Below are 22295 nucleotides of genomic sequence, written 5' to 3'. Positions count from 1 at the left end.
AACGATTGGGGTGTTTTTCATGACGAAACATAATGAAGCGTTCAAGTTACTAGTAGTGCAACGCTACGCAGAAGGACAGCAGGGTTACAAGAGTCTGGCCAGACAGTACGGTCTTGGCCCTACAACCGTCAGGCGTTGGGTTAAACACTTTGAACAGCATGGTCTAAGTGGCTTGCAGAAAAAGTTCACCCACTACAGCGCTGAGTTCAAATTAGCGGTGTTGCAACAGATGAGGCAAGAGGAGCTATCAGCCTTACAAGCGACGACTCTGTTCGATATTCGAGGTGGTACGAGCATCGTACGGCAGTGGGAAAGCCAGTATCATGAAGGAGGCTTCCAAGCGTTGGAGCCTAAAGCCCGAGGACGTCCGACGAAGATGCCTACAACAGAGCCCCCAAAGCCCCCACTTCCACTGACTGATAAGAGCTCGCTGGAGCAGCTGCTCCAAGAGAATGAGTACTTGCGTGCTGAGGTGACCTACCTAAAAAAGTTGAGGGCCTTGCGTCAGGCAAAAGAACAAGCCGCGCAGAAAAAGCGCAGATAGTCCTTGAGCTGAAGCAAGGCCACCCTTTGGCGGTGCTGCTAAAAGTAGCAGAATTGTCGCGTAGTACGTTCTATTATCAGGCAAGGGCTCAGCAGTTGGAAGATCGGCATGCTGGTCTGAAGCGACGCATTCACGTCCTCTACGAGCATCACAAAGGCCGCTACGGTTATCGCCGAATCACAGCAGCGTTGCGTCAGTCGGGCGAGCAGGTCAACCATAAGACAGTCCAGCGCCTAATGCAGCATCTAGGCTTGAAGTCGTTGGTACGCCCGAAGAAATACCGCTCCTATCGTGGACAACAGGCCAGTGTTCCCAATCTTCTTGCCCGCCAGTTTCATGCTGAACGACCCAACCAAAAGTGGGTAACCGACGTCACGGAGTTTAATATCCGAGGCGAAAAGCTGTACTTGTCGCCTGTGATGGATCTCTACAACGGGGAAATCGTGTCCTACTCAATGCAGAAACAGCCGCAGTACTCGCTGGTAGGGGGGATGCTCAAGAAAGCCTTGGCTAAGTTGGCCGACCAAGACGCGCCTTTACTGCATTCTGATCAAGGCTGGCAATATCAGATGTCAGCTTACCGGCGTAAGCTCAGCGAGCATGGCGTGATTCAGAGCATGTCACGCAAAGGCAATTGCCTGGATAATGCCGCAATGGAGAGCTTCTTTGGTACGCTGAAGTCAGAATATTTTTACCTGAACCGCTTTGACACCATTGAGCAATTACAGGCGGGCATTCGGCACTATATCCATTACTACAATCACGAGCGGATTAAGACCAAATTAAAAGGCCTGAGTCCGGTGCAGTACCGAAATCAGGCCTTGGCCGCTTAGTTTTTCACTGTCCAAGTTTATGGGGTCAGTTCATCTAGGTGCCGTTTTTGTATTTGCGTAGGAGAACTAGCGCTGTCCAGCAAGATCTTCGATCAGCGCCCGCAGCATTGACCAAAACTCCTCCACAGAGGCGATCTCCACCCGCTCATCCGGCGAATGGGCGCCGCGAATCAGCGGGCCAAAAGAGATCATATCCAAATGCGGGTATTTGCCGCCAAGAATGCCACACTCGAGCCCCGCATGAATCACCTTCACCTCCGGCTCACGGCCCAGCAGCGCCGCATGGCGGGCTTTAAAGGTCGCTAGAAGCTCGCCATTCGGATTCGGCGCCCAACCTGGGTAGCTGTTCTCAACTTTTACCCGTGCGCCAATCAATCCAAACAGCGCTTGAAAGCGATCCGCCATGGCCACCACCGCACTGTCGTGGAGTGAGCGTACCAGTGCGCAGAGATGTAACCGGCCATTTTCCAGGCTTAGCACGCCCAGGTTATTGGAGGTTTCCACTACGCCTGGCACATCCGCGCTCATCCGCTCGACGCCACAGGGGGCAGCGTGAAGCGCGGCCAGCAGCATAACGCTGGCGTCCAAGGTTAGCGGCTCCGCGTCGGGTATCTCAGTCAGACGTTGGGCGCTAATTTTAAGGCCGCTGTCGCCACTGCCTAACTCTCTTAACAGAATCGTTTCCAACCCGGCGATAGACACCATGGCCGCATCCACTTCATCGGCGGGCAGCGCCACCTGGGCAAAGGCTTCCCGGGGAATCGCATTGCGCAAGGTGCCGCCTTGGTAGCTAATCAAGCGCGCACCAAACGCCTCAAGGGAGCGCAGCACTCTAACCAACAACCGGTTGGCGTTACCCAGCGGCTTATGGATATCCGCGCCGGAGTGGCCACCCTTCAGGCCGGTCAAGACGATTTCGATCACCCGTTCGTGGTCACCAGCGGCGGCACTGGGCAGCTGGGCATCCACTTCAACGTCGGCCCCACCCGCGCAGCCAATATAGACCTGACCACGATCTTCGCTATCCAGGTTGAGCAGCAGCGAGCCTTCAAGCCAGTTCTCCGCTAGGTTCAGCGCACCGCCCATGGAGGTCTCTTCCTCCAGGGTAAACAGCGCCTCCAGTGGCCCGTGGCGAAGATCAGGGTCTTCCAGCACGGCGAGAATCGCCGCCACACCCAGCCCGTTATCAGCCCCTAGGGTGGTGCCATCGGCGTGCAGCCAGCCGTCGGCCACATAGGTGCTGATCGGGTCACGGGTGAAATCGTGGGCGTGACCGCTATTGGCTTGCGCAACCATATCCAGGTGCCCCTGGAGCACCACGCCGGGTGCCTGCTCGCAGCCGGGAGAGGCCGATTTACGAAGGCGTAAATTACCGAAGCTATCCCGGTCGTGGGCGAGGCCCTGGGCATCGGCCCAGCTTTCGAGGGTAGCCACCAGTGCCGCCTCATGCCCAGAGGGGCGCGGCGTATTACACAGCGTTCGAAAATGGCGCCAAACCAAGCAGGGTTCAAGCGCGTCAAGATGTGCGTTCATAAAGACTCTTCATTATCGGTAACCGAGCTACTTTACCTCAATGAGGCTATTCACAGCGAGGCGTAGGGCTTTTAAGGCGTCATTATGGGCATTCGCCAGGGCACTATTTTGAAACGCCCAGGCAGATAACTGTTGATGCGCCAGTTGCTGTGGCTCGGTTAAAGTGCGCTGGCTTGTTTCGCGGGCCAAGGCTTGCAGCGCCGTGCGAGCAAGCGCGGGGTCGCGATGGGCGGTGGCTACATCGTCAATATCCTGCCACTCGCGGTCACTCAGTGGCATGCTCGGCAGTTGAGCGAGCAGCAATACGAGCACTGGAGCGGGTAGCGCCTTGAGTTCAAACGCCAGCAGACTAGGCAAGCCTGCCTGGAAGCGCTCGCTAAGATCAGCAAGCACCGCCTCGCCTTCTGAATTCAGCGCTTTCGCCACCATTACAGCGAACTCACCGGTGGATACCTCCCGGGTAATGCCTAAGCGCACCGGGGTAAAACCCTGCGCCAGCCAAAAGCGTAGCAGTGACGCCTCAGCGCCAAAAGTCGCCCCATAGAGCGCAACACCCTGCTGCGTGGCGGCGGCCATATCCTCGTCCAACAACGCTTGCCCCAAACCTTGGCGACGCCGTTCAGGGTGGCTAGCAATACGCACCACCCGCCGCCAGCGCGCCGTTAGCGCCGCGCGACTACCGGCGTGGGTCGCCAGCGATTGGGCCAACAAATGCCCCTGGCGACGCCGCTTACCACGGGCCACCTGGTCGGCTAGGGCTGGCTCAAAGCCGCCCTCTTCCCGGGTGACCAACACCGCCTGAGGCTCACCGGCCTGCTCTATCGTGCGTAGCTGAGTGCCTGGACCGTCAAGTAGTTGGCGCAGGTCGTTGGGAGAGGTGCGGTAGTGGGACTGCACCAGCAGTCCAAACAGCTTTTCCAACCCCGCGTCTTGCTGGGCAAGCAAGCCCTGATCAACCACCTGCGCTGCCACTGCGCTGCCACCCGGCTGCGCGATGGGCAGCGGTGCTTTTAACAACAGCAGTTGATTGACCAGGGTTTCCAGCGGGTCGCCGCTATGCCAGCGGATGGGGGCGTTCAGCGTTAGCGCTTTCCATTGGGGCGTCAGCCGCTCCAGGGTCGCGCGAAAGCGCAGCGCAAACCCTCTTCCCGAGCCCTCATAGCCGTGCACCGTGGTGGCAAAAGCAATACGCGGAAAGACCGCGAGCCACTGGCCCAACAGTGCAGCGGGAATCGCCGCCGCCTCATCGACCATTAGATAACTGCCATCACCGCCCTGCTGCTGAGCGTTAACCTGCTCGGTGAGCACATCCGGGGGTAAAAAAATCAGTTCGCTGCCCTCGGCCAACACAAAGTGGCCGGTAGCGACACGACGGCCGTCCGGGCAGAGTGCCGCTACCCGCTCGAACACGCTCTCCACCGCACTCAGCCGCGGCGCGGTGAGCACTACTCGTTGGGCTTTGTGGGTCAGCAGCCGAGCACAAGCAATGCCCAGCGCGGCGCTTTTGCCGCGCCCACGATCAGCGGTTATTACCAACGGGCGGCGGCGCTTTAAGCCAACCAGCTGTGTCACTGCGTAGGCTTGGTCTGAGGTCAGGCAGTCGCTATCGCCACTTGCGGCTTCATCTGCTTTGCGCACAGGCAGTCGAGGTAGATACAGAGTCTGGTCAGCGCGCCAGCGCACTACCTGAGGCGAGGCCTGCAACTGACGCGCCAAGCGCGCCAGGTAGTGGCAGCTCAGCTCTGACCAGTGCCAGGGATGATCAGCAAAACGTGCGTAGTCTGGATCTGGTGACTCTCCCCACGGCTGCGGGGTGAGCAATACCAGCAAACCACCGGCGGTGAGCGTTCCCGCCAGCGCCCCCAAGGCTTCGGGATCAAACCCGGTGCTGTGGGTGTCGAGCACTACCAATTGGTGCTCTGCGCCCAGGCGCGTGCGCGCCTTGCGTGGCGAAAGGTGTTCGCTCCCCACCCATAACGGCGCACTCCAGGGGTGGGCTTGCCATAAAGCCTGCGCAAGGGATTGGCACTGCTCGGCATCGCCGCTTAGCCACACAAGCTGGCGCCAGCGGCGGCGGGCCAAACGCTGCGCATGATGAACCAACGCCGCCACCATCCGCGCTTGCGGTTTATTTTCTAGCACATGGATATTTAACAAATGATTTCCTGCTCCAGCGCGACTGCTTCCCATCACGTTATCCTATTAAGTGTGTAAGTGTGCCGCTAAGCCTCTTATGGAGCACCTTATGCTTACAACTTTGGTTGAACAATTTAACTCCTTTCAACGTTCTTGAGCGACGCAACTACTCGTCCCGACGCCGAAAAAACAACATAACTATTTGTTTTAATTAAACCAACAGGGTTTTCCCATAAAAACCAACGGCTGAAATCTCTTACATTACTGATATTGCACTGCAGCGGGGTTGTTGTGCTAATTTAGCTCTGCAGCGCTAAAACCCATGTTTACGTAAACGTAACCCAGCAGCGCTGCACTTTCCTGCATCCAGGTACCCAACACTAATAACGCCACGCGCCAAACCAGGAAATACATCATGAAAACAATGAACAAATTTGCCCTCACCGGCCTTGCCGCTGGTATTGCCTTCGCTGCCTTAACGACCACCGCCCAAGCACAAGAAGAGTGGACAATGACCAGCACCTGGCCGGAAAACCTTGACCTGATCAAGATTGACCAGCACTGGGTGGAACTGGTCAATCAATTGGCGGGAGAAGAGCTACAGATCAATTTCCGCGCAGGCGGTACGCTGATGCCCGGCACAGAAGTATTTGACGCCACCGAAACGGGCAGCATTGAAGCCGCAGGCGACTGGCCGGGCTATTGGGCCGGCTTGAACCCCGCTTTTTCACCACTGGCCACGACCACCAGCCTGTTTAATGGCGTTGATTACCTTAACTGGATTCAGCAGTGGGGCGGCCGCGAGCTGTACGAAGAGATCTACGGCCAGTTCAACATGGTTTATCTGCCTTACGGCATTACCAACAATGAGTCGGGCTTTATGGGCCGCACCCCGATTGAAAGCATTGCCGACCTGGAAGGCAAGCGTCTGCGCCTTTCGGGCCGCGACCAGGGCCGCGTACTCGAAGAGCTGGGCGGCTCGCAAGTCACTCTGGCGGGTGGTGAAGTCTACCAAGCCATTGAACGCGGCGTTATCGATGCGGGTGAATTCTCCACCCCTGGCGTTGATTTCAATGCCGGTTTTGCCGAAGTGGCGGACTACTGGGCAACCCCCGGTTGGCACCAGTCTGCCAGCGTATTTGGCGTAATGATCAATAAAGACGCCTGGGACGCCCTCTCAGAAGAGACCCAAGAGACTCTGCGTATTGCGGCGGATGCCACCATGGCATGGTCACTAGCCTGGTCTGAGCGCCAGTCGACCGAAGCCACACAGAAGTTCATCGACGCAGGCGTCACGATCAATCAGTTCTCTGAAGAAGATTTGGCGCGCATTCAGGAAGTCACCAACGAAGTGATTCTGCGCGGTGCTTGCGAATCTGCTGACCACGCTAAAGTCTACCAGTCGATGATTGCCTACCTTGAGCACTACGCAACCTGGCGCGATGTTTCCGCTCCTTTCAACATGAGTCGCGTGATGGATAACCTGCCCTCACTGGAAGAGATCGAAGCCTGCCTGTAAGGCGCTTCTGTGCCGCCTTGGTGTTTGCCAGGGCGGTTTTTTTGTGCTGACCGCGGAGATCTTCCATGAATGCGATTGCCAAGGCGATCGATGCCATCAATGAAGCTTTTGGGCGTGTCATCGCTCCATTGATTGCCATCATTACCCTGATTGTTCTTTATGACATTGCGTCACGTTTTCTGTTTGGGCGCCCTAGCGACTGGGCATTTGACGTGACCAAAATGCTGTTTGGCGCCCACTTTATGCTAATGGCGGCCTATGGGCTCAAACATCATGCCCACGTGGAAGTCGATATATTAAAACGTCTGCTGTCGCGCAAAAAGCAAGCGGTGCTTGAAGTGCTTGGTTACCTGATTTTCTTTGTCCCCTTTATCTGGATGCTGATCACCCTGGGCTGGAGCTTCTTTGAACGCGCCTGGAGCCGCGGTGAAACCACCTATGGCATGGTCTCAATCCCGGTCTACCCGATCAAAGGGGTGATTGTGGTCGCCGCTATCCTGATTCTGCTGCAGGCAATTGCCATTGTGCTGCGTGCCATCATGCAGCTTCGTGAGGAGGCATCAGCATGAACCTAAGTCCTGAAGTACTCACGCTGGTGATGTTTGGCGGCCTGATGGTGGGGCTGTTTATGGGCCACCCGTTGGCGTTTGTGCTAGGAGGTGTAGCCGTTATCGGTGCCTTTCTTGGCCCCGGCGAGCGCATTCTCGGCACCCTGATCAACAATATTTTCGGTAACGCCATGGATAACTATGTCCTGGTCGCGATACCGCTATTCATATTGATGGCGAGGTTCTTAAACGACTCTGGTGTTACTGAGAAGATGTTTGACGCCATGCGCCTATTGCTGGCCAACCTGCGCGGTGGCTTGGCGCTTACCGTGGTCATTGTGTCGGTGCTGCTAGCGGCTACCACCGGTATTGTTGGCGCTTCAATTGCGGTAATGGGCATGATTGCTCTGGTGCCGATGCTCAAGTATGGCTACAACAAAGAGCTGAGCGCAGGCGTTATTATGGCCAGCGGCTGCTTAGGCATCTTGATTCCGCCCAGCATCATGCTCATTCTGATGGCCAGCTACTCACCGGTTTCCGTGGGCGCACTGTTTGCTGGCGCGCTGATTCCCGGCCTGCTACTTGGGGTCATGTATGCACTCTACGTACTGATCATCTGCTACATCAAACCGCACTATGGCCCTAAGGTACCAGCCGAAGAACGCGCCGAAGTCAGCACTAAACAACTGCTGATCATGCTGGCCAAGTATGTGCTTCCCCCCATGTCGTTGATCCTGGGCGTGCTGGGCGCGTTATTTACCGGCGTCGCCACCGCCACTGAAGCATCCGCTATCGGCGTCTTTATCGCCTTTATCCTGTTTATGATCTTCGGCGACCGCAAAATCAGCACCTGCTTCTGGACGATGATAGAGGCGGGCAAGACCACCACCATGGTCATGCTGGTACTCGTCGGTGCCACGGCCTTTACCGGTGTGTTCTCGCGTGGTGGCGGCATGACCGTGATTAGCGACCTTGTGCTGGCAATGCCTGGCGGCACCATTGGGGCACTGATCCTGATGCTGTTCCTGGTATTTATCCTGGGCATGTTCCTGGATTGGACCGGCATCGTACTACTGAGCTTCCCGATCATGCTGCCCATCGTCGAAACCATGGGCGTGGATATGCTCTGGTTCGTGGTGATGGTGGCGGTAGTACTGCAGACATCGTTCCTGACCCCGCCCTTTGGCTATGCGCTGTTCTACTTAAAAGGCGTGGCACCACCTGGGGTCGAAATCGTCGATCTGTACAAAGCGGTCGTGCCTTTCGTCGCCTTGATTCTGCTGGCCTGTACGCTAATGGCGTTCTTCCCGTGGTTGATTACCGGCCTGCCTAGAATGCTGTTGGGCGGTTACTAGGCCCTCTGAACTTAAAGCTTAACGTCCAACCATTATGGCCCGCTTCGGCGGGCTTTTTTGCACCACCTACCCGCCTGCAAAGCTGCAGCAGCGCAGCGCCAGTGCTACTATTCACGCCCGTCACTATTTCGTATTGAGTTTCGCATTAAGTGTGCTGCGCTACTTTCCGGCTTTCTATTACTGCTTTTAGTCAAGGCAAGGAGTGTTCGCTTGCTCAGATCCAGCTATCGCGGGCTATTCGCCTTCTCCTCTTCACTTAGCCGTCGCGCTAGCCCCTGGTCGATTGCCCTGATAGCAGTGGCATTCGTAGTGGCGCTGCCTGTGCTGGTGGTATTTGCCCATATCGCAATGCCCACCGATGGCGTTTGGCAACACTTGGCCAGCACCGTACTTGGCCGTTATTTGAACAACACCTTCTGGCTCGTTGTGACCGTAGGACTCGGCACGCTTATCATCGGTACCGGGACGGCCTGGCTGGTGGTCATGTGCCGCTTTCCCGGCAAGCGGCTATTCGAGTGGGCGCTACTGCTGCCGTTAGCAGTACCCACCTACGTTATCGCCTACGCTTACACCGACTTTCTCCAATTTGCTGGGCCGTTACAAAGCCTACTACGCGAGACATTTGGCTGGGAGTATGGCGACTACTACTTTCCCAATATTCGCTCCCTTGGTGGCGCCGCGACGGTGATTACCCTGGTGCTTTACCCCTATGTCTACCTGCTGGCCCGCGCCTCGTTTTTAGAGCAGTCGGTCTGCGTGTTGGATGTGGGCCGCACTCTTGGCCGCGGCCCCTGGAAACTGTTTGCCAGTATCGCCGTACCGTTGGCACGCCCGGCGCTGGTGGGTGGGGTATCGCTGGTTCTGATGGAAACACTTAACGAGTTTGGGGCGGTTCAGTTCTTCGGCGTGGATACCTTTACCACCGGCATCTACCGCACCTGGTTTGGCATGGGTGAACAAGTAGCGGCGGCGCAGCTGGCGGCGTGCCTGCTCACCTTCGTGATTGTGCTAGTGCTGCTGGAACGCTGGTCACGGGGTAAGCGCCGCTACTTCCACACCACCAATCGCTATCAGCAGTTGCCCGAGTACGCGCTGCACGGCTGGCGCGCTGCTGCGGCGACACTAGCCTGCTTGGTGCCGGTGCTGGTGGGTTTTTTACTGCCCAGCGGCATTCTGCTCAATCTAGCCCTGCAAGGGGGCGATTCGCTCTGGGGCTCGCGATTTATTGGCTACGCCTGGAACAGTCTGGGGTTGGCAACAGTGGCTGCGCTAATCGCCGTGGGCTTGGCCGTTGTGCTGAGCTACGGCGTACGCATGCACGATACGACGTTTGCGCGGGTGGCTTCTCGCGTAGCCTCTATGGGCTACGCGATTCCCGGTTCAGTAGTCGCGGTGGGTATTCTGATTCCGTTTGCCTGGTTGGATAACGCCCTCAACACCTGGCTGAATAATCACTATGGCTACATCGTTGGCCTGGTCTTCAGTGGGTCGGCGTTTATTTTGCTATACGCCTACGTCGTGCGCTTTTTAGCTGTCTCGTTCAATGCCGTTGAGGCGAGCTTAGGCAAAGTGACCCCCAGCATGGATGCCGCCTCGCGCACCCTGGGTCAAACGGCGGGGGGCACGCTGCGCCATATTCATACACCAATGATGCGCAGCAGCCTGTTGGCGGCGGGAATTTTAGTCTTCGTTGACGTCATGAAGGAACTGCCCGCGACGATTATTCTGCGCCCCTTCAACTTCGACACCCTGGCCGTGCGGGCGCATAATCTCGCCTCTGACGAGCGATTGGCCGAAGCATCGACCTCGTCATTGGCAATTGTGGTAGTGGGCATCCTGCCGGTCATTCTGCTTAGCATGGCCATGCGCCGCTCACGTCCCGGCGCTCAGTCGTAAAAGCTAAATGCCAAGCACTAATTGCTAGGCCACAAGGGGAAAAACAAATACCTGTGAAAGGTCGAGGTGGATATCCACCGGCTGCCCCTCCGCGGGTAAAAACACCCCAGGTACGCGGGCGTGCAGGTGGGCCTCAAGGCCGTTTCCACCATGGGCACACAGGTGTAGCAGGCTGGTGCGCCCCAGCAGCTTCGCCATTACCACATGGCTATGGCGGTGCTCATCCGCAGGCAGTTCACGCTCAACAATACGCAGCGCCTCAGGGCGAATCATGACCTGGGCGTCGCTGCCTTCCGCTAGCCCACCGGCCGGCACCCGCCCCACGGGCGTGTTAACCGCGCCGTTATGCACCTTGCCCTGTAGTTCATTGACGTCGCCAAAAAAGGTCACGACAAAAGGGTCTTGAGGTGAGCAGTAAAGCTCTCGCGGCGTTCCCGTTTGCACGATCCGGCCATCCCGCATTAGCGCGATGCGATCGGCCATAAACATGGCCTCTTCGGGGTCATGGGTCACCAGCAACGTCGCCGCGCCGACTTTTTTAAGCACGTGCAGCGTATCGTCGCGGATTCGGTCTCGCAGCCGCGCATCAAGGCTTGAAAACGGTTCATCCAACAGCATTAAGCGCGGAGATGGCGCCAGCGCCCGTGCCAGGGCCACCCGCTGCTGCTGCCCCCCTGAAAGCATATGCGGGTAAACATCGATATACGCAGCCATACCCAACTGCTCAAGCAGTTTGGCCGCCCGCTCCCGACGCTCGCGAGAAGCTAAATGTTTAAGTCCAAAGGTGACATTTTCCAAAACGGTTAAGTGGGGGAAAAGTGCCGAGTCTTGAAACGCCAGCCCGACATTGCGTTTCTCAGGCGGCACGTGACGCTGGCCCGGGCCTGCAATATAAATATCCTCTAAGGAAACGCTGCCCTCTTGCAGCACTTCAAGGCCCGCAGCGATACGCAGCAGCGTTGTTTTGCCACAACCAGAGGGCCCCAATAGGCAGACCACCTCGCCTGGAGCAACGCTTAAATCCACCCCTTTTACAACCGTATGGCCATCATAAGCGTGGCGTACATTACGCAGGGTTAACGCCGAAGAGCCAGGCGCTGCCTCAGCAGCCCTTCTTTCAGTTACCTTTAGAGTTGCCGTCATAAATCACCGCTATTAATTAGCACTGTCTGAATAGCACTTTCCAGGTGAGCAAACCGCACCTCTAAAAGACTAAACGCGGATTCAGTACATTTGAAAGTTGTTTGCATTCTATTTTTAATTGCCCCGATATGCACGTACCACCTTTTGGGTAGGCATTTGCTCTTGACTGAAGGCATACGAAACGCTTCAATAAAAATGTTAATAATGTAACTTATTATCATTCAATAAATAAGGATGTGCTTGATGAAAACCGTACGCTTTGTTGCTCCGATGGCAGCGATGATGGTGGGCGCTACGTTTGCCGGTCAGGTCGTGGCAGACGAGCTCAACCTTTACTCCGCACGCCACTACGACTCTGACGAGCGCCTCTACGATGCGTTCACCGAAGAGACAGGCATCGAAGTCAACATCCTTGAAGGCGACTCCGATCAACTGATCGAGCGCATTCAGCGCGAAGGTGTGGCCAGCCCTGCAGACATCATGCTCACCGTCGATGCTGGCCGCCTCTGGCGCGCTGAAGATGAAGGCATCTTCCAAAGCGTCGAGTCGGACGTTCTCAACGAGCGCCTGCCCGAAGCCATGCGCCACCCTGACGGCCTGTGGTTCGGTTTTAGTCAGCGCGCACGGGTTATTTTCTATAACCGTGAAAACTTCGATCCGAGCCAGATCACTAGCTACGAAGACCTTGCCGACCCGCAGTTTGAAGGCAAGGTGTGCATTCGCTCTTCCAACAACATTTACAACCAGTCGCTGCTGGCCGCAATGATCGAGCACCACGGTGAAGAGGGTGCTGAAGAGTGGGCCCAGGGCGTGGTCAATAACATGGCGCGGGATCCGGAAGGTGGCGATACCGACCAGATTCTGGGCGTGGCCAGCGGCGAGTGTGACATCGCTGTGGCTAACCACTACTACTATGTTCGCCTGCTAAAATCCGACGACGACGCCGAGCGTGAAGCGGCTCGCAAAGTGGGTATTATTTTCCCCAACCAGGGTGACCGCGGCACTCACGTGAACGTTGGCGGTGCCGGTGTGGTGGAAGGTGCGCCTAACCGCGAAAACGCCATTCGCTTCCTCGAATACCTGTCTTCAGACACTGCTCAGGAAATTTTCGCCTCCGGCAACAATGAGTTCCCGGTAGTTGACGGCATCAAGAAAGACCCGGTGCTGGAATCCTGGGGCAACTTCAAAACGGATGACGTGAACATCAGCGTACTGGGTGAGAACAACCCTGAAGCGATCCGCATTTTTGATCGCGTCGGCTGGCGTTAAGCCCCCCTGCCCGCATTGAAGGAAGAACCTCGCTAGGCAAAAATCACCTAAGTAGAGGCTAGAAACACCCGCAACTGCGGGTGTTTTGCGTTATAGCGCTTCTAAACATGCTGGCACTGGCGGAAAGCGCCGGGGACGACCATCTTCCTGCATATAGAGGGTACGCACCTGACTTTCAGGCAGCTCTAATGGCACGTGGCTGGAAATAACCAGAATCCCATGCTGTGCGCGGCGCACAAGGCTGGTGACGACATGACGCCGAGTTACCGCGTCAAGCCCGGCTAACGGCTCGTCGAGCAGCAGAATGGGCCGTCGCGCCAGCAGCACGCGTCCCAGGGCGATACGTCTCGCCTGACCTCCAGAGACGGCTGCTCCATACTCGCCCAAAGGTGTCTCAAGCCCCAGGGGCAACCCTCGCGCCCAGGTGCCTAGCGCCAAATCATCAAGAACGCTCCACAGCTCACTATCACCGGCACGGCGGGCACCAAGGCGTAGATTTTCCGCCAGGCTCATGTCAAACAAATCCCACTGTTGGGGCAGATAGCCGACGGCGTTGTGCATTGACCACTGCTCAATGGGATAGCCGTTAAGACAACACTCCCCGGACAGCGGCAGCAACTCGCCGGCCAATACCTGCAACAAGGTCGATTTGCCACACCCCGAGGGGCCACGTAAACAGAGTATTTCACCGCTCTTCAACGCCAGGTTGATACGTTGCGGCCCCACCAATGCTCCAGGCAGGCGTGCTGTTAATTGGCTGACATTTAGCTGCCAGCTGGGCGGTGTGATTTCAACCTCCTCAATAGCGGCTTGCGCCCTCGGCGTCCCTTCCGACAGGGCATTGAGGCGATTCCGTGCGGCAAGGCTCGCGCCCAAGGCAAGAAAACTATGGGTCAGTGGTGCCAATATTTCCCCTAATGCCAGAATCGCCAAGACGGCGGCTAACAGCATTGGCACCGTCAAATAGCTGGCCGCTAACAGCGCTTCTGCCTGCCATAGCACACTAACGATGGCAGCTCCCAGCGCCACCTGCTGCAACGCGGTGGTCAGGCTGGCAAGCAGTTGCTGGCGCTCCTGATGCGCCAAGTAGTCGGCGTCCCATTGTTTCACTCGTTGGGCCATCTCTGGCCATCGCCCCCACAGCACTAATGAGGTAATGGCTGCCAAGGGCTCAATCAGTGCCACCCGACGACGCTCAGCAAGTTCGGCACTCTGGCGTGCCTGATCAATACCACGCCATAACGCCAGTAACGGCAACCCCAGCCAGGCTAACAGCACTCCCGGCAAAGCAGCCCACATCAGGGTGCCACTCAGCCAGTAAAGCCCTGCCATGACAACCACCACCATTAGCCCGGCCCAGCCCCAGGGCAGGAGCGCCCGTAATACCACCTGATCAAGCTGGTCTATATCGGTCACAAGGCGATGCATAGCGTTGGCCGTGCCGTGGTGAGAAGGACTGGAAGCCGCCTGCAGTAATGGCTTTTTCCCCAATGCCCTGAACAATCGACAACGCAGATCCTTCAGCAACCCTAGCGCGGCATCATGGGACGCTAGGCGTTCACCGTAGCGCCCGGCCGTGCGCACAATGGCGCACAGACGAATCAGCGCTGCGGGGCGAAAATAGTCGAAACCGAAGGCGGTCGCCGTCATCGTACCGGCAACCGCCGCCGCGGTAATAAACCAACCCGAGATAGCCAGCAAGCCAATCACAGCCAGCAGCGTGGCGGCGCCTAGCAAGAACGCCAGCGACCAGCCGCCACGCCGAAGCAACAGCAAATCACGCAGCCGGATAGTGGGAGGTTTTTCTACAGAGGGGGTCTTGTTTAATCGCAGCATGTCATGACCTCTTTCGATGACAGCTCAATTTGCCGATCGACCCACTCCAGCCCCGCCGACTCGTGACTGACGATAAGCACGCTACGCCCACGGCTAAGCTTTCCGATCAATGCATTGAGTTGCCAGGCGGCATCCGGATCAAGGTGGGCCGTGGGCTCATCGAATAGCCATAGCGCTGCATCGCGAAGCAGCAACTGCGCCAATCCCAAACGTTGCAGCTGGCCACCGGATAGCCCCTGTCCGCGCTCGCCCAGCTGCGTGGCAAGCCCATTACCGCGAAGCAGAATCGGCCACAGGCCAACCAGGGTCAGAACCTCAATAAGCTCTTGATCTGTTTTATCCGGGGCCGCCAAACGCAGGTTATCTGCAATGCTGCCGGACTGGATCGGTGGTTGCTGACTAAGGTAGCCAAGCTGGCGTTGCCAGGTGGCGCGGGACCACCGGGCAAGTTCGCAACCCTTCGCCTTCAGGCTGCCCTGGTAAGCGCTAAATCCCAACAACGCATGCAAAAGGCTCGACTTGCCCACTCCGCTTTCGCCCTGTACCAATACCCTTTCCCGCGCCGCCAGCGTGAGGTTAAGCGGCGCCAGGCGAAGCCGACCGCCTTCACCCCGAACACTCAGCTCGTTACACTCCACGGTGAAAGACTCGACGTTTCCCGCTACCGGGGGTAGCGGTGCCTCTTGAGGCTGCCAAGTGTCAGCTTCCAGCAGAGGCGTCAACGCCTGCATGGCACCGATTGCTTCCGCCCGGGCATGATAGTCTGTGCCCAATTGGCGAAGCGGCGCATAGAACTCGGGCGCCAGCAGTAAAATAAACAACGCCCCCTGATAGGGCACCGGCACCTCGGCTTTCGCCCAGGGCAAAAGGCCAAGCAGCCCTAAGCCGAGATAAAGCGCCACCAAGGCAATCGCCAGCGCGGCAAAAAACTCCAATACCGCGCTGGATAGAAAGGCAAGTCTGAGCACCCGCATGGTACGCACGCGGTAGGCGTCACTTGCCTGGGCGACCTTGGCCTCTGCTTGGTCAGTTGCTCCCATGCGCTGTAGCGTCGCCATCCCACGAACCAGGTCGAGGAAGCGGCCCCCCATACGCGCCAAGGCGACGAACTGCTGCTGACTGGCACCCGCAGCAGCACGTCCCACCAGGATCATAAATAGTGGCACCAACGGCGCGGTCATTAGCATCAATCCAGCGGCCAAGGGGCTGTGCAGCGCTACCACCGCCGCTATCAGGCAGGGCACTAGTACCGCCAGCAAGCTCTGTACCCGATAGCGGCTAACGTAGCCGTCCAAGGCATCCACCTGCTCCAGCACCTGAGTGGCCAAGGCGCCATCACTGCCAAATTGGCGCCTAACCGGCCCAAGGTGGCCAAGCTGCGTTAATAACTGGCTGCGTAAGGCGTCACGAGCACGCAGGCTGGCCTGACGAGACAGCCACTCCCGGCCAGCGTGGAGAAAAGGGCGTAGCACCATGCAAATGGCCAGCCCTGCTAGCCAAACCGTCGGATGGCCCGGCGACTCCCTACCCTGCCAAAGCAGTAACCAATGGTGAAAAATAGTGGCCAATAGCCAACTCTGGGCAATCAGCAATACCACGCCGATCATCGCTAGCAGCGTGGCGCCCCACAACCACCAGCGTTGTGGGGCAAGGCAGCGGTTCAGCCGCTGCCGCGGGTCATTGGCTTCAGTCGCTCCGCTCATGCTCGGATTCGCCTTCATAGCCATTCACTTCAAGCCACATGGCGTTAAGAATGCTGACGGCAGCCGCCAGCGTGACACCCAAAATCCAGGCGAAATACCACATACGATACCCTCCTCAGTAAAGCGCTTTGTCGTTATCACGAATAAATTGCTCGTTCAGGCGTCCGCGCATGACCCAGTAACTCCAGGCGGTATACAGCAGCACCAACGGCACGAAGATACACACCACCACAAACATGATCTTGAGCGTCAACTCGCTCGCCGTGGCATCCCACATGGTCAGGCTATGGTTGGGGTTCAGCGACGACGGCATCACGAAGGGAAACATCGTAATGCCCGTTGTGACCACCACCATGGCCATGGCGACAGCCGAACTGGTAAATGCCAGCGCATGGCGTCCCAGCTTCATGGTCAGCGCGCAGAGCACAAAACCTAAGACGCCCAGTACTGGCAGTAGCCACAACAGCGGGAAGCGGCTGTAGTTGGTCATCCAGCCGCCAGCACTGACCGCCACGATTTTACCGGTGGTATCGTTGTACCCCTGGGTGTCGATTACGCTAGTCACTTGGTAGCCATCAACGCCCAGGAGCAGCCACACCCCACCCAGTACGAACAGTGCCGCGCATATCAGTGCTGTCAGGCTGCCGATGGCCGCACTACGGCTGCGCAGTTCGCCCTCGGTTTTAAGCTGCAACCAAGCCGCTCCGTGGGTGACGAACATCAGCAGGCTCAACAGCCCGGCCAATAGCGCAAAGGGGTTCAATAGGCCCAGCAATCCGCCCTGATACTCCAGGCGCAGATAGTCATCGAACTGGAAGGGAACGCCTTGCAAGAGATTGCCAAAAGCGACACCAAAGATCAGCGCGGGAACGGCGGAGCCGATCGTCAACCCCCAATCCCAACGACGGCGCCATGTGGGGTTTTCCAACTTGGAGCGATAATCGAATGCCAAGGGGCGAAGAAAAAGCGCGAACAGTGTCAGCATCAAGGCGAGATAGAAGCCGTTGAAGGCCGTTGCGTAAACTGGAGGCCAAGCGGCAAACAGTGCGCCCCCTGCGGTGACCAGCCAGACCTGATTACCGTCCCAATGAGGCGCCATGGAGTTGATCATCACCCGGCGCTCCTCATCGCCGCGCCCGACAACGTTGAGCAAGGCGGCAACGCCCATATCAAAACCATCGGTGACCGCGAAGCCCACCAATAGCACGCCGATCAGCACCCACCAGACAAACCTAAGGGTTTCGTAGTCCATCATCATGCCTCCCGTGCTGGGGTTGAGATTGGATAGTCAGACTCAGCGTCATCATCCAGGTAACCGCTACCGGAGGGCCCTTTGCGGGCAAAGTGTTGCATCAGCCACATTTCGATGATGACGAAGGTGGTGTAGAGGACGCCAATAGAAATCAGGGTAAACAGCACCTGCTCAGCAGTCAGGCTGGAAATGGCCAAGTGCACCGGCAATATCTCGCCGATTGCCCACGGCTGACGCCCATATTCGGCCACGAACCAGCCCGCTTCACAGGCAATCCAAGGCAGCGGTAGGCTGAACAGCGCGAAGCGAAGTAGCCACCGGGACTTCTCTGGCTGACGACGTACGCTATGCCAGAAGGCCAGCGCAAACAGCAACAGCATGCTAAAGCCCGCGGCGACCATGGCCCGAAAAGACCAGAAAAGCGGCCAAACCTTAGGAATCGACGCTTCAACGGCTTGATCAATTTCGGCTGTGGTCGCATTGGCTACATCGTCGCTATAGGCACTGAGCAGTAGCCCATAACCAAGATCGCTGCGCACTTCCTCGAACCGAGCCATATCCCCTTCGCGCTCTTCATCACTGCGCAGGCGCTGCATGAGTGCGTAGGCTTCCTGGCCATTGACGATGCGCTCGCGGTGCTCTTCCTTAAGCTCCCGAATACCCATCACTTCGGTATTCAGCGAGCGCGTGGCGATCAAGCCCATCACACCAGGTATGCGGATGGCAAAGTCGGTGTGCTGTTCCGCCTCGTTGGGGAGCCCAAATAGCGTGAAAGCCGCAGGTGCGGGATGGGTTTGCCACTCTGCTTCGATGGCGGCCAGCTTGACCTTCTGCACATCCCCCAGCTCATAGCCAGACTCATCGCCCAGTACAATGACCGATAGCGCGCTGGCCAACCCGAAGGCAGAAGCAATCGCAAAGCTGCGCCGCGCAAAGGCAATCTCACGCCCCTTGAGCAGGTACCAGCTTGAAATCGCCAACACGAAAATCGCCCCGGTGACGTACCCCGCTGACACGGTATGCACAAATTTGACTTGGGCGACGGGGTTGAGCAGTACCTCTGTAAAGCTGACCAACTCCATACGCATGGTGGCTAGGTTGAGCTCCGACCCTACGGGGTGCTGCATCCAGCCATTGGCTACCAGAATCCACAGGGCTGACATATTGGTCGCCAAGGCCATGAACCAGGTAACCGCCAGGTGCTTCTCTTTTGACAGGCGATCCCAGCCGAAGAAGAATAGCCCGACCAGCGTCGACTCAAGGAAGAACGCCATCAAGGCTTCTATCGCCAGGGGCGCTCCGAAAATATCGCCGACATAGTGAGAGTAGTACGACCAGTTAGTGCCGAACTGGAACTCCATGGCGATACCGGTCGTTACCCCTAACGCAAAGTTAATACCAAACAGCTTGCCCCAGAATTTGGTCATCTGACGATAAATGGTTTTACCGGTCATGACATAGACCGACTCCATGATCGCCAGAAGTATCGACAGCCCTAGCGTTAAGGGTACAAACAGGAAATGCACCATCGCCGTAAAGGCGAACTGCAACCTGGATAATTCAACAATGTCCATGAGTGACTCCCGATGGATAGCTTAAACACACCTTTCGCCCCACCGGGAAACCACAGACAGGTGCTAACCCAGGCAAAGCGATGTGTATAGGCTATTCCTCCACCCGAGCCAACAATTTGATCTTGATCAATTCCTTACTTAAGCATTGCACTGTTGCGACAATATGCCATCCACCCCCTTCCTCATTCAGAGACGCAGGCGTAAACGAACGAGGCTTGCGGTGTTGGTAGTAGGCATTAGTGCGCTTCATCCCAATTGGCACCGCTCTCCGCTTCTACAATCAGCGGTACTTTCAGCTCAGCCGCGCCCTGCATGCGTTTTTGCACCTGCTCGATAAAGGCCTCGACCTGCTTCTCGGCGACTTCAAACACCAGTTCATCGTGCACCTGCATCACCATCAGCGCATCGAACTCGCCTTCCGCTAACCACGCATCCACATCGATCATCGCCTGCTTGATAATATCGGCGGCAGTGCCCTGCATCGGCGCGTTAATCGCGGTGCGCTCAGCGCCTTGGCGGCGGTTGCGGTTTTGCGACTGAATTTCCGGTAGGTAGAGCCGCCGACCCAGCACGGTTTCGACAAAGCCATCTTCAGCTGCCTGGGAGCGAATACGCTCCATATAACGGGCCACGCCAGGATAGCGGTCAAAGTAACGATCAATGTAGGTTTGCGCCTGGTTGCGCTCGATATGCAACTGACGCGACAACCCCCAGGCACTCATGCCGTAGATCAAGCCGAAGTTAATCGCTTTGGCGCTGCGGCGCTGATCGCCAGAGACCTTCTCAAGAGAGGTGCCGAAGACTTCTGCCGCCGTGGCGGTGTGAATATCACGCCCTTCGGCAAACGCTTCCAGCAGCCCTTTATCTTCAGATAAATGCGCCATAATGCGCAGCTCAATTTGCGAGTAATCGGCGGCAACAATACGGTAGCCAGGGCGGGCAATAAACGCCTGACGAATTTTGCGCCCCTCTTCGGTACGGATGGGAATGTTCTGTAAGTTGGGATCCGACGACGACAGCCGCCCGGTCGCAGTGACCGCCTGATGATAGCTGGTGTGTACCCGGCCAGTGGCTTTATTGAGCAAACGCGGTAGCTTATCGGTGTAGGTGGACTTCAGCTTGGCCAGCCCCCGGTGCTGCATAATCACCTTGGGCAGCGGGTAATCCAGCGCCAACTCTTCCAGCACACCTTCCGCGGTAGAAGGTGCGCCTTTAGGGGTTTTCTTGAGCACCGGAATTTTCTGCTCTTCAAACAGAATCTGCCCTAACTGCTTGGGTGAGCCGAGATTAAATTCGCGCCCGGCCAGTTCAAACGCCTCGCGTTCTAATTCGCCAATGCGCTGCTCTAACTGCTGGCTCTGTTTGTGCAGTAGCTCAGCATCCACGGCGACACCGTTGCGCTCGATGCGCGAGAGCACTTTGATCAGCGGCAGCTCAATATTATCCAGCACCTCCGCCAGACGCCCTTCGCTTTCGACCTGGGGACGCAGCGCTTGCTGCAGCCGCAGGGTGATATCGACATCTTCACAGGCGTATGGCGCCGCTTGCTCCAGGGCAATCTGGTTAAAGGTCAACTGCTTGGCGCCCTTACCGGCAATCTCTTCAAAGGAGATGGTCTTTTCACCCAAATACTTGAGCGCCAGCGAATCCATATCGTGCCGGGTAGCGGTGGAGTTGAGCACATACGACGCCAGCATGGTGTCAGCAAAAGGGCCTGCCACGGAAATCGCATAGTTGGCCAGCACGGAAATATCGTACTTGAGGTTTTGGCCAATCTTGGTTTTTGTCGGGTCTTCCAGCAGCGGTTTTAACGCCGCCAACACCGTTTTGCGGTCAAGCTGCTTAGGCGCATCCAGGTAGTCGTGGGCAAGCGGGATATAGGCCGCCTCCCCCGCTTCCAGCGAAAAGCCAACCCCGACGATTTCTGCGTCCATATAATTAAGGCTGGTGGTTTCCAGATCGAAACAGAAGCGCTCGGCGTTTTGCAGCCGATCCAGCCAGCGCTCGAAGTCTGCCTGTTCGAGGATGACCTGATCTTCACGAACAGAGGCTTGCACAGAAGTGCTCGCCCCCTCGGACTCGCTACCACCTTCTTCAGCGCTTGCGGGCGCAGGCTCGCCGCCCTTAACGTCATCCACGCCTTCGTCTTTGCCTTCCAGCAGCTCGCCCAGCCACTGGCGGAATTCCATCTCTTTATACAGGATGACCAGCGCTTCGCGGTCCGGATGAGCAATATCCAAATCATCCAAGCCCACCGGCAACTCGCAGTCGACTTTAATGGTGGCCAGCTGATAGGAGAGAAACGCCTGATCGCGATGCTCCTCAAGCTTCTTGGGCAGTGTTTTGGCGCCCCGGAAAGTGAGCGTTTTCACTCGCTCTAAGTCGCCATAAATGGTCTCCAGCCCGCCGCCCATGCCTTGCAGCAGGCCAATGGCGGTCTTCTCACCTACGCCGGGCACACCGGGAATGTTATCGACCTTGTCACCCATCAGAGCGAGAAAATCGATAATCAATGCGGGCGGCAGGCCGAATTTTTCTTCTACGCCCGCCTCATCCAGGGTTTCATCCTTCATGGTGTTCACCAGAGTGATATGGGCATTAACCAGTTGCGCCATATCCTTATCGCCGGTGGAGATCACTGCATCGCGTCCCGCCTGGGTGGCGTGATGGGCCAGGGTGCCAATCACATCGTCCGCCTCTACGCCGTCAACGCAAAGCAGCGGCAGGCCCAGCGCCTTCACGCAGGCGTGCAGCGGAGCGATCTGGCTGCGTAGGTCATCGGGCATCGGCGGGCGGTGCGCTTTATAGTCGCTGTACAGCTCATCACGGAAGGTTTTGCCCGGCGCGTCAAACACCACCGCCATGGGGCTTTCGGGATAATCCTTAATCAGCCGTTTGAGCATGTTTAACACGCCTTTCACCGCGCCCGTTGGCTGACCATTGGAGGTCGTTAGCGGCGGCAGCGCATGAAAGGCACGGTACAGATAAGAAGAGCCATCGACGAGGACGATCGGAGCGCGAGCCATAACCAAGTTCCATTGTTAAATAAGATTGCTTAAAAAGAATTGCCAATAAGAGTGCCTCACATGATACGCGTTGCACAGGCAGCCTGTAGAGCCAAACTCGACTCTCTTATCACAACAACGCTGCCAAC

General features: G+C 57.2%; 15 protein-coding genes. 6 read left to right on the top strand and 9 right to left on the bottom strand.

What is annotated here, in order from left to right; genetic code table 11:
- Positions 1-19: 19 nt before the first annotated feature.
- Positions 20-1377 (top strand): IS3 family transposase gene (locus HZS52_RS09930; RefSeq protein ID WP_223828035.1). Its coding sequence is split into 2 segments (ribosomal slippage): positions 20-499 and positions 502-1377, totalling 1356 coding nucleotides; the frame shifts between segments, so codons are not numbered across the junction.
- 66 nt (positions 1378-1443) lie between these two features.
- On the opposite strand, the gene HZS52_RS09925 is transcribed toward HZS52_RS09930, so the two are convergent.
- Together HZS52_RS09925 and HZS52_RS09920 are read right to left on the bottom strand one after the other, a co-directional pair.
- A complete protein-coding gene (locus HZS52_RS09925; protein ID WP_190374669.1) occupies positions 1444-2910 on the bottom strand; it encodes an aminoacyl-histidine dipeptidase in 1467 nt (488 codons plus the stop codon).
- A 27-nt stretch (positions 2911-2937) separates the two neighbouring features.
- The gene (locus tag HZS52_RS09920) at positions 2938-5100 is read right to left on the bottom strand and encodes a tRNA(Met) cytidine acetyltransferase TmcA (RefSeq protein ID WP_223828110.1); all 2163 of its coding nucleotides are present in this window, start codon (positions 5098-5100) and stop codon (positions 2938-2940) included.
- Between the two features lie 361 nt (positions 5101-5461).
- Here HZS52_RS09920 and dctP point away from each other — a divergent pair, with 361 nt between their 5' ends.
- The 4 genes from dctP (at position 5462) to HZS52_RS09900 (ending at position 10364) form a co-directional block, all read left to right on the top strand.
- On the top strand, positions 5462-6565 hold the full coding sequence (gene dctP / locus HZS52_RS09915; RefSeq protein WP_009288576.1) for a TRAP transporter substrate-binding protein DctP: 1104 nt from the start codon (positions 5462-5464) through the stop codon (positions 6563-6565).
- 65 nt (positions 6566-6630) lie between these two features.
- Positions 6631-7134, top strand: coding sequence for a TRAP transporter small permease subunit (locus tag HZS52_RS09910; RefSeq protein WP_138799844.1), 504 nt, complete (start codon positions 6631-6633; stop codon positions 7132-7134).
- On the top strand, positions 7131-8468 hold the full coding sequence (locus HZS52_RS09905) for a TRAP transporter large permease (RefSeq protein ID WP_009288578.1): 1338 nt from the start codon (positions 7131-7133) through the stop codon (positions 8466-8468). Before HZS52_RS09910 ends, HZS52_RS09905 begins: the two co-directional genes overlap by 4 nt.
- A 210-nt stretch (positions 8469-8678) precedes the next feature.
- Positions 8679-10364 (top strand): ABC transporter permease, encoded by a 1686-nt coding sequence (locus tag HZS52_RS09900; RefSeq protein ID WP_022522063.1) that lies wholly within the window; start codon positions 8679-8681, stop codon positions 10362-10364.
- Between the two features lie 24 nt (positions 10365-10388).
- Here HZS52_RS09900 and HZS52_RS09895 read toward each other — a convergent pair whose 3' ends face one another.
- Positions 10389-11507, bottom strand: coding sequence for an ABC transporter ATP-binding protein (locus HZS52_RS09895; RefSeq protein ID WP_022522062.1), 1119 nt, complete (start codon positions 11505-11507; stop codon positions 10389-10391).
- A gap of 243 nt (positions 11508-11750) precedes the next feature.
- Here HZS52_RS09895 and HZS52_RS09890 point away from each other — a divergent pair, with 243 nt between their 5' ends.
- Positions 11751-12776: a Fe(3+) ABC transporter substrate-binding protein gene (locus HZS52_RS09890; protein ID WP_190374668.1), complete on the top strand. Its 1026-nt coding sequence runs from the start codon at positions 11751-11753 to the stop codon at positions 12774-12776.
- A gap of 90 nt (positions 12777-12866) precedes the next feature.
- Here HZS52_RS09890 and cydC read toward each other — a convergent pair whose 3' ends face one another.
- The 6 genes from cydC to polA form a co-directional block, all read right to left on the bottom strand.
- Entirely contained in the window at positions 12867-14612 is a 1746-nt protein-coding gene (gene cydC, locus HZS52_RS09885; protein WP_190374667.1) for a thiol reductant ABC exporter subunit CydC, read from the bottom strand.
- Positions 14600-16315, bottom strand: coding sequence for a thiol reductant ABC exporter subunit CydD (cydD, locus tag HZS52_RS09880; RefSeq protein WP_223828109.1), 1716 nt, complete (start codon positions 16313-16315; stop codon positions 14600-14602). The genes cydC and cydD overlap by 13 nt, the downstream gene beginning before the upstream one ends.
- Entirely contained in the window at positions 16299-16418 is a 120-nt protein-coding gene (cydX, locus tag HZS52_RS09875) for a cytochrome bd-I oxidase subunit CydX (RefSeq protein ID WP_053856982.1), read from the bottom strand. The genes cydD and cydX overlap by 17 nt, the downstream gene beginning before the upstream one ends.
- A gap of 12 nt (positions 16419-16430) precedes the next feature.
- Positions 16431-17573, bottom strand: a complete 1143-nt coding sequence (gene cydB, locus HZS52_RS09870; RefSeq protein ID WP_317890284.1) for a cytochrome d ubiquinol oxidase subunit II — start codon at positions 17571-17573, stop codon at positions 16431-16433.
- Entirely contained in the window at positions 17570-19141 is a 1572-nt protein-coding gene (locus tag HZS52_RS09865) for a cytochrome ubiquinol oxidase subunit I (protein ID WP_190374664.1), read from the bottom strand. The genes cydB and HZS52_RS09865 overlap by 4 nt, the downstream gene beginning before the upstream one ends.
- A 236-nt stretch (positions 19142-19377) precedes the next feature.
- Positions 19378-22167 carry a DNA polymerase I gene (polA, locus tag HZS52_RS09860; protein ID WP_190374663.1) on the bottom strand — a complete coding sequence of 930 codons (2790 nt, stop codon included), beginning with the start codon at positions 22165-22167 and terminating at the stop codon, positions 19378-19380.
- Positions 22168-22295: the final 128 nt, after the last annotated feature.

The organism is Vreelandella titanicae (genome assembly GCF_014697095.1).
Lineage (GTDB): Bacteria > Pseudomonadota > Gammaproteobacteria > Pseudomonadales > Halomonadaceae > Vreelandella > Vreelandella titanicae.
Note: the sequence above shows the minus strand (reverse complement) of the source record. Positions and strands in the feature narration are given on the sequence as shown.

Excerpts from the sequence above, each read along its gene's own strand:
- dctP (WP_009288576.1), top strand. The coding sequence starts at position 5,462 with ATGAAAACAATGAACAAATTTGCCCTCACCGGCCTTGCCGCTGGTATT.
- HZS52_RS09890 (WP_190374668.1), top strand. The coding sequence starts at position 11,751 with ATGAAAACCGTACGCTTTGTTGCTCCGATGGCAGCGATGATGGTGGGC.
- cydD (WP_223828109.1), bottom strand. The coding sequence starts at position 16,315 with ATGAGCGGAGCGACTGAAGCCAATGACCCGCGGCAGCGGCTGAACCGC.
- HZS52_RS09905 (WP_009288578.1), top strand. The coding sequence starts at position 7,131 with ATGAACCTAAGTCCTGAAGTACTCACGCTGGTGATGTTTGGCGGCCTG.
- HZS52_RS09910 (WP_138799844.1), top strand. The coding sequence starts at position 6,631 with ATGAATGCGATTGCCAAGGCGATCGATGCCATCAATGAAGCTTTTGGG.
- HZS52_RS09895 (WP_022522062.1), bottom strand. The coding sequence starts at position 11,507 with ATGACGGCAACTCTAAAGGTAACTGAAAGAAGGGCTGCTGAGGCAGCG.
- polA (WP_190374663.1), bottom strand. The coding sequence starts at position 22,167 with ATGGCTCGCGCTCCGATCGTCCTCGTCGATGGCTCTTCTTATCTGTAC.
- cydB (WP_317890284.1), bottom strand. The coding sequence starts at position 17,573 with ATGATGATGGACTACGAAACCCTTAGGTTTGTCTGGTGGGTGCTGATC.
- HZS52_RS09925 (WP_190374669.1), bottom strand. The coding sequence starts at position 2,910 with ATGAACGCACATCTTGACGCGCTTGAACCCTGCTTGGTTTGGCGCCAT.
- cydX (WP_053856982.1), bottom strand. The coding sequence starts at position 16,418 with ATGTGGTATTTCGCCTGGATTTTGGGTGTCACGCTGGCGGCTGCCGTC.
- HZS52_RS09865 (WP_190374664.1), bottom strand. The coding sequence starts at position 19,141 with ATGGACATTGTTGAATTATCCAGGTTGCAGTTCGCCTTTACGGCGATG.
- HZS52_RS09920 (WP_223828110.1), bottom strand. The coding sequence starts at position 5,100 with ATGGGAAGCAGTCGCGCTGGAGCAGGAAATCATTTGTTAAATATCCAT.
- cydC (WP_190374667.1), bottom strand. The coding sequence starts at position 14,612 with ATGCTGCGATTAAACAAGACCCCCTCTGTAGAAAAACCTCCCACTATC.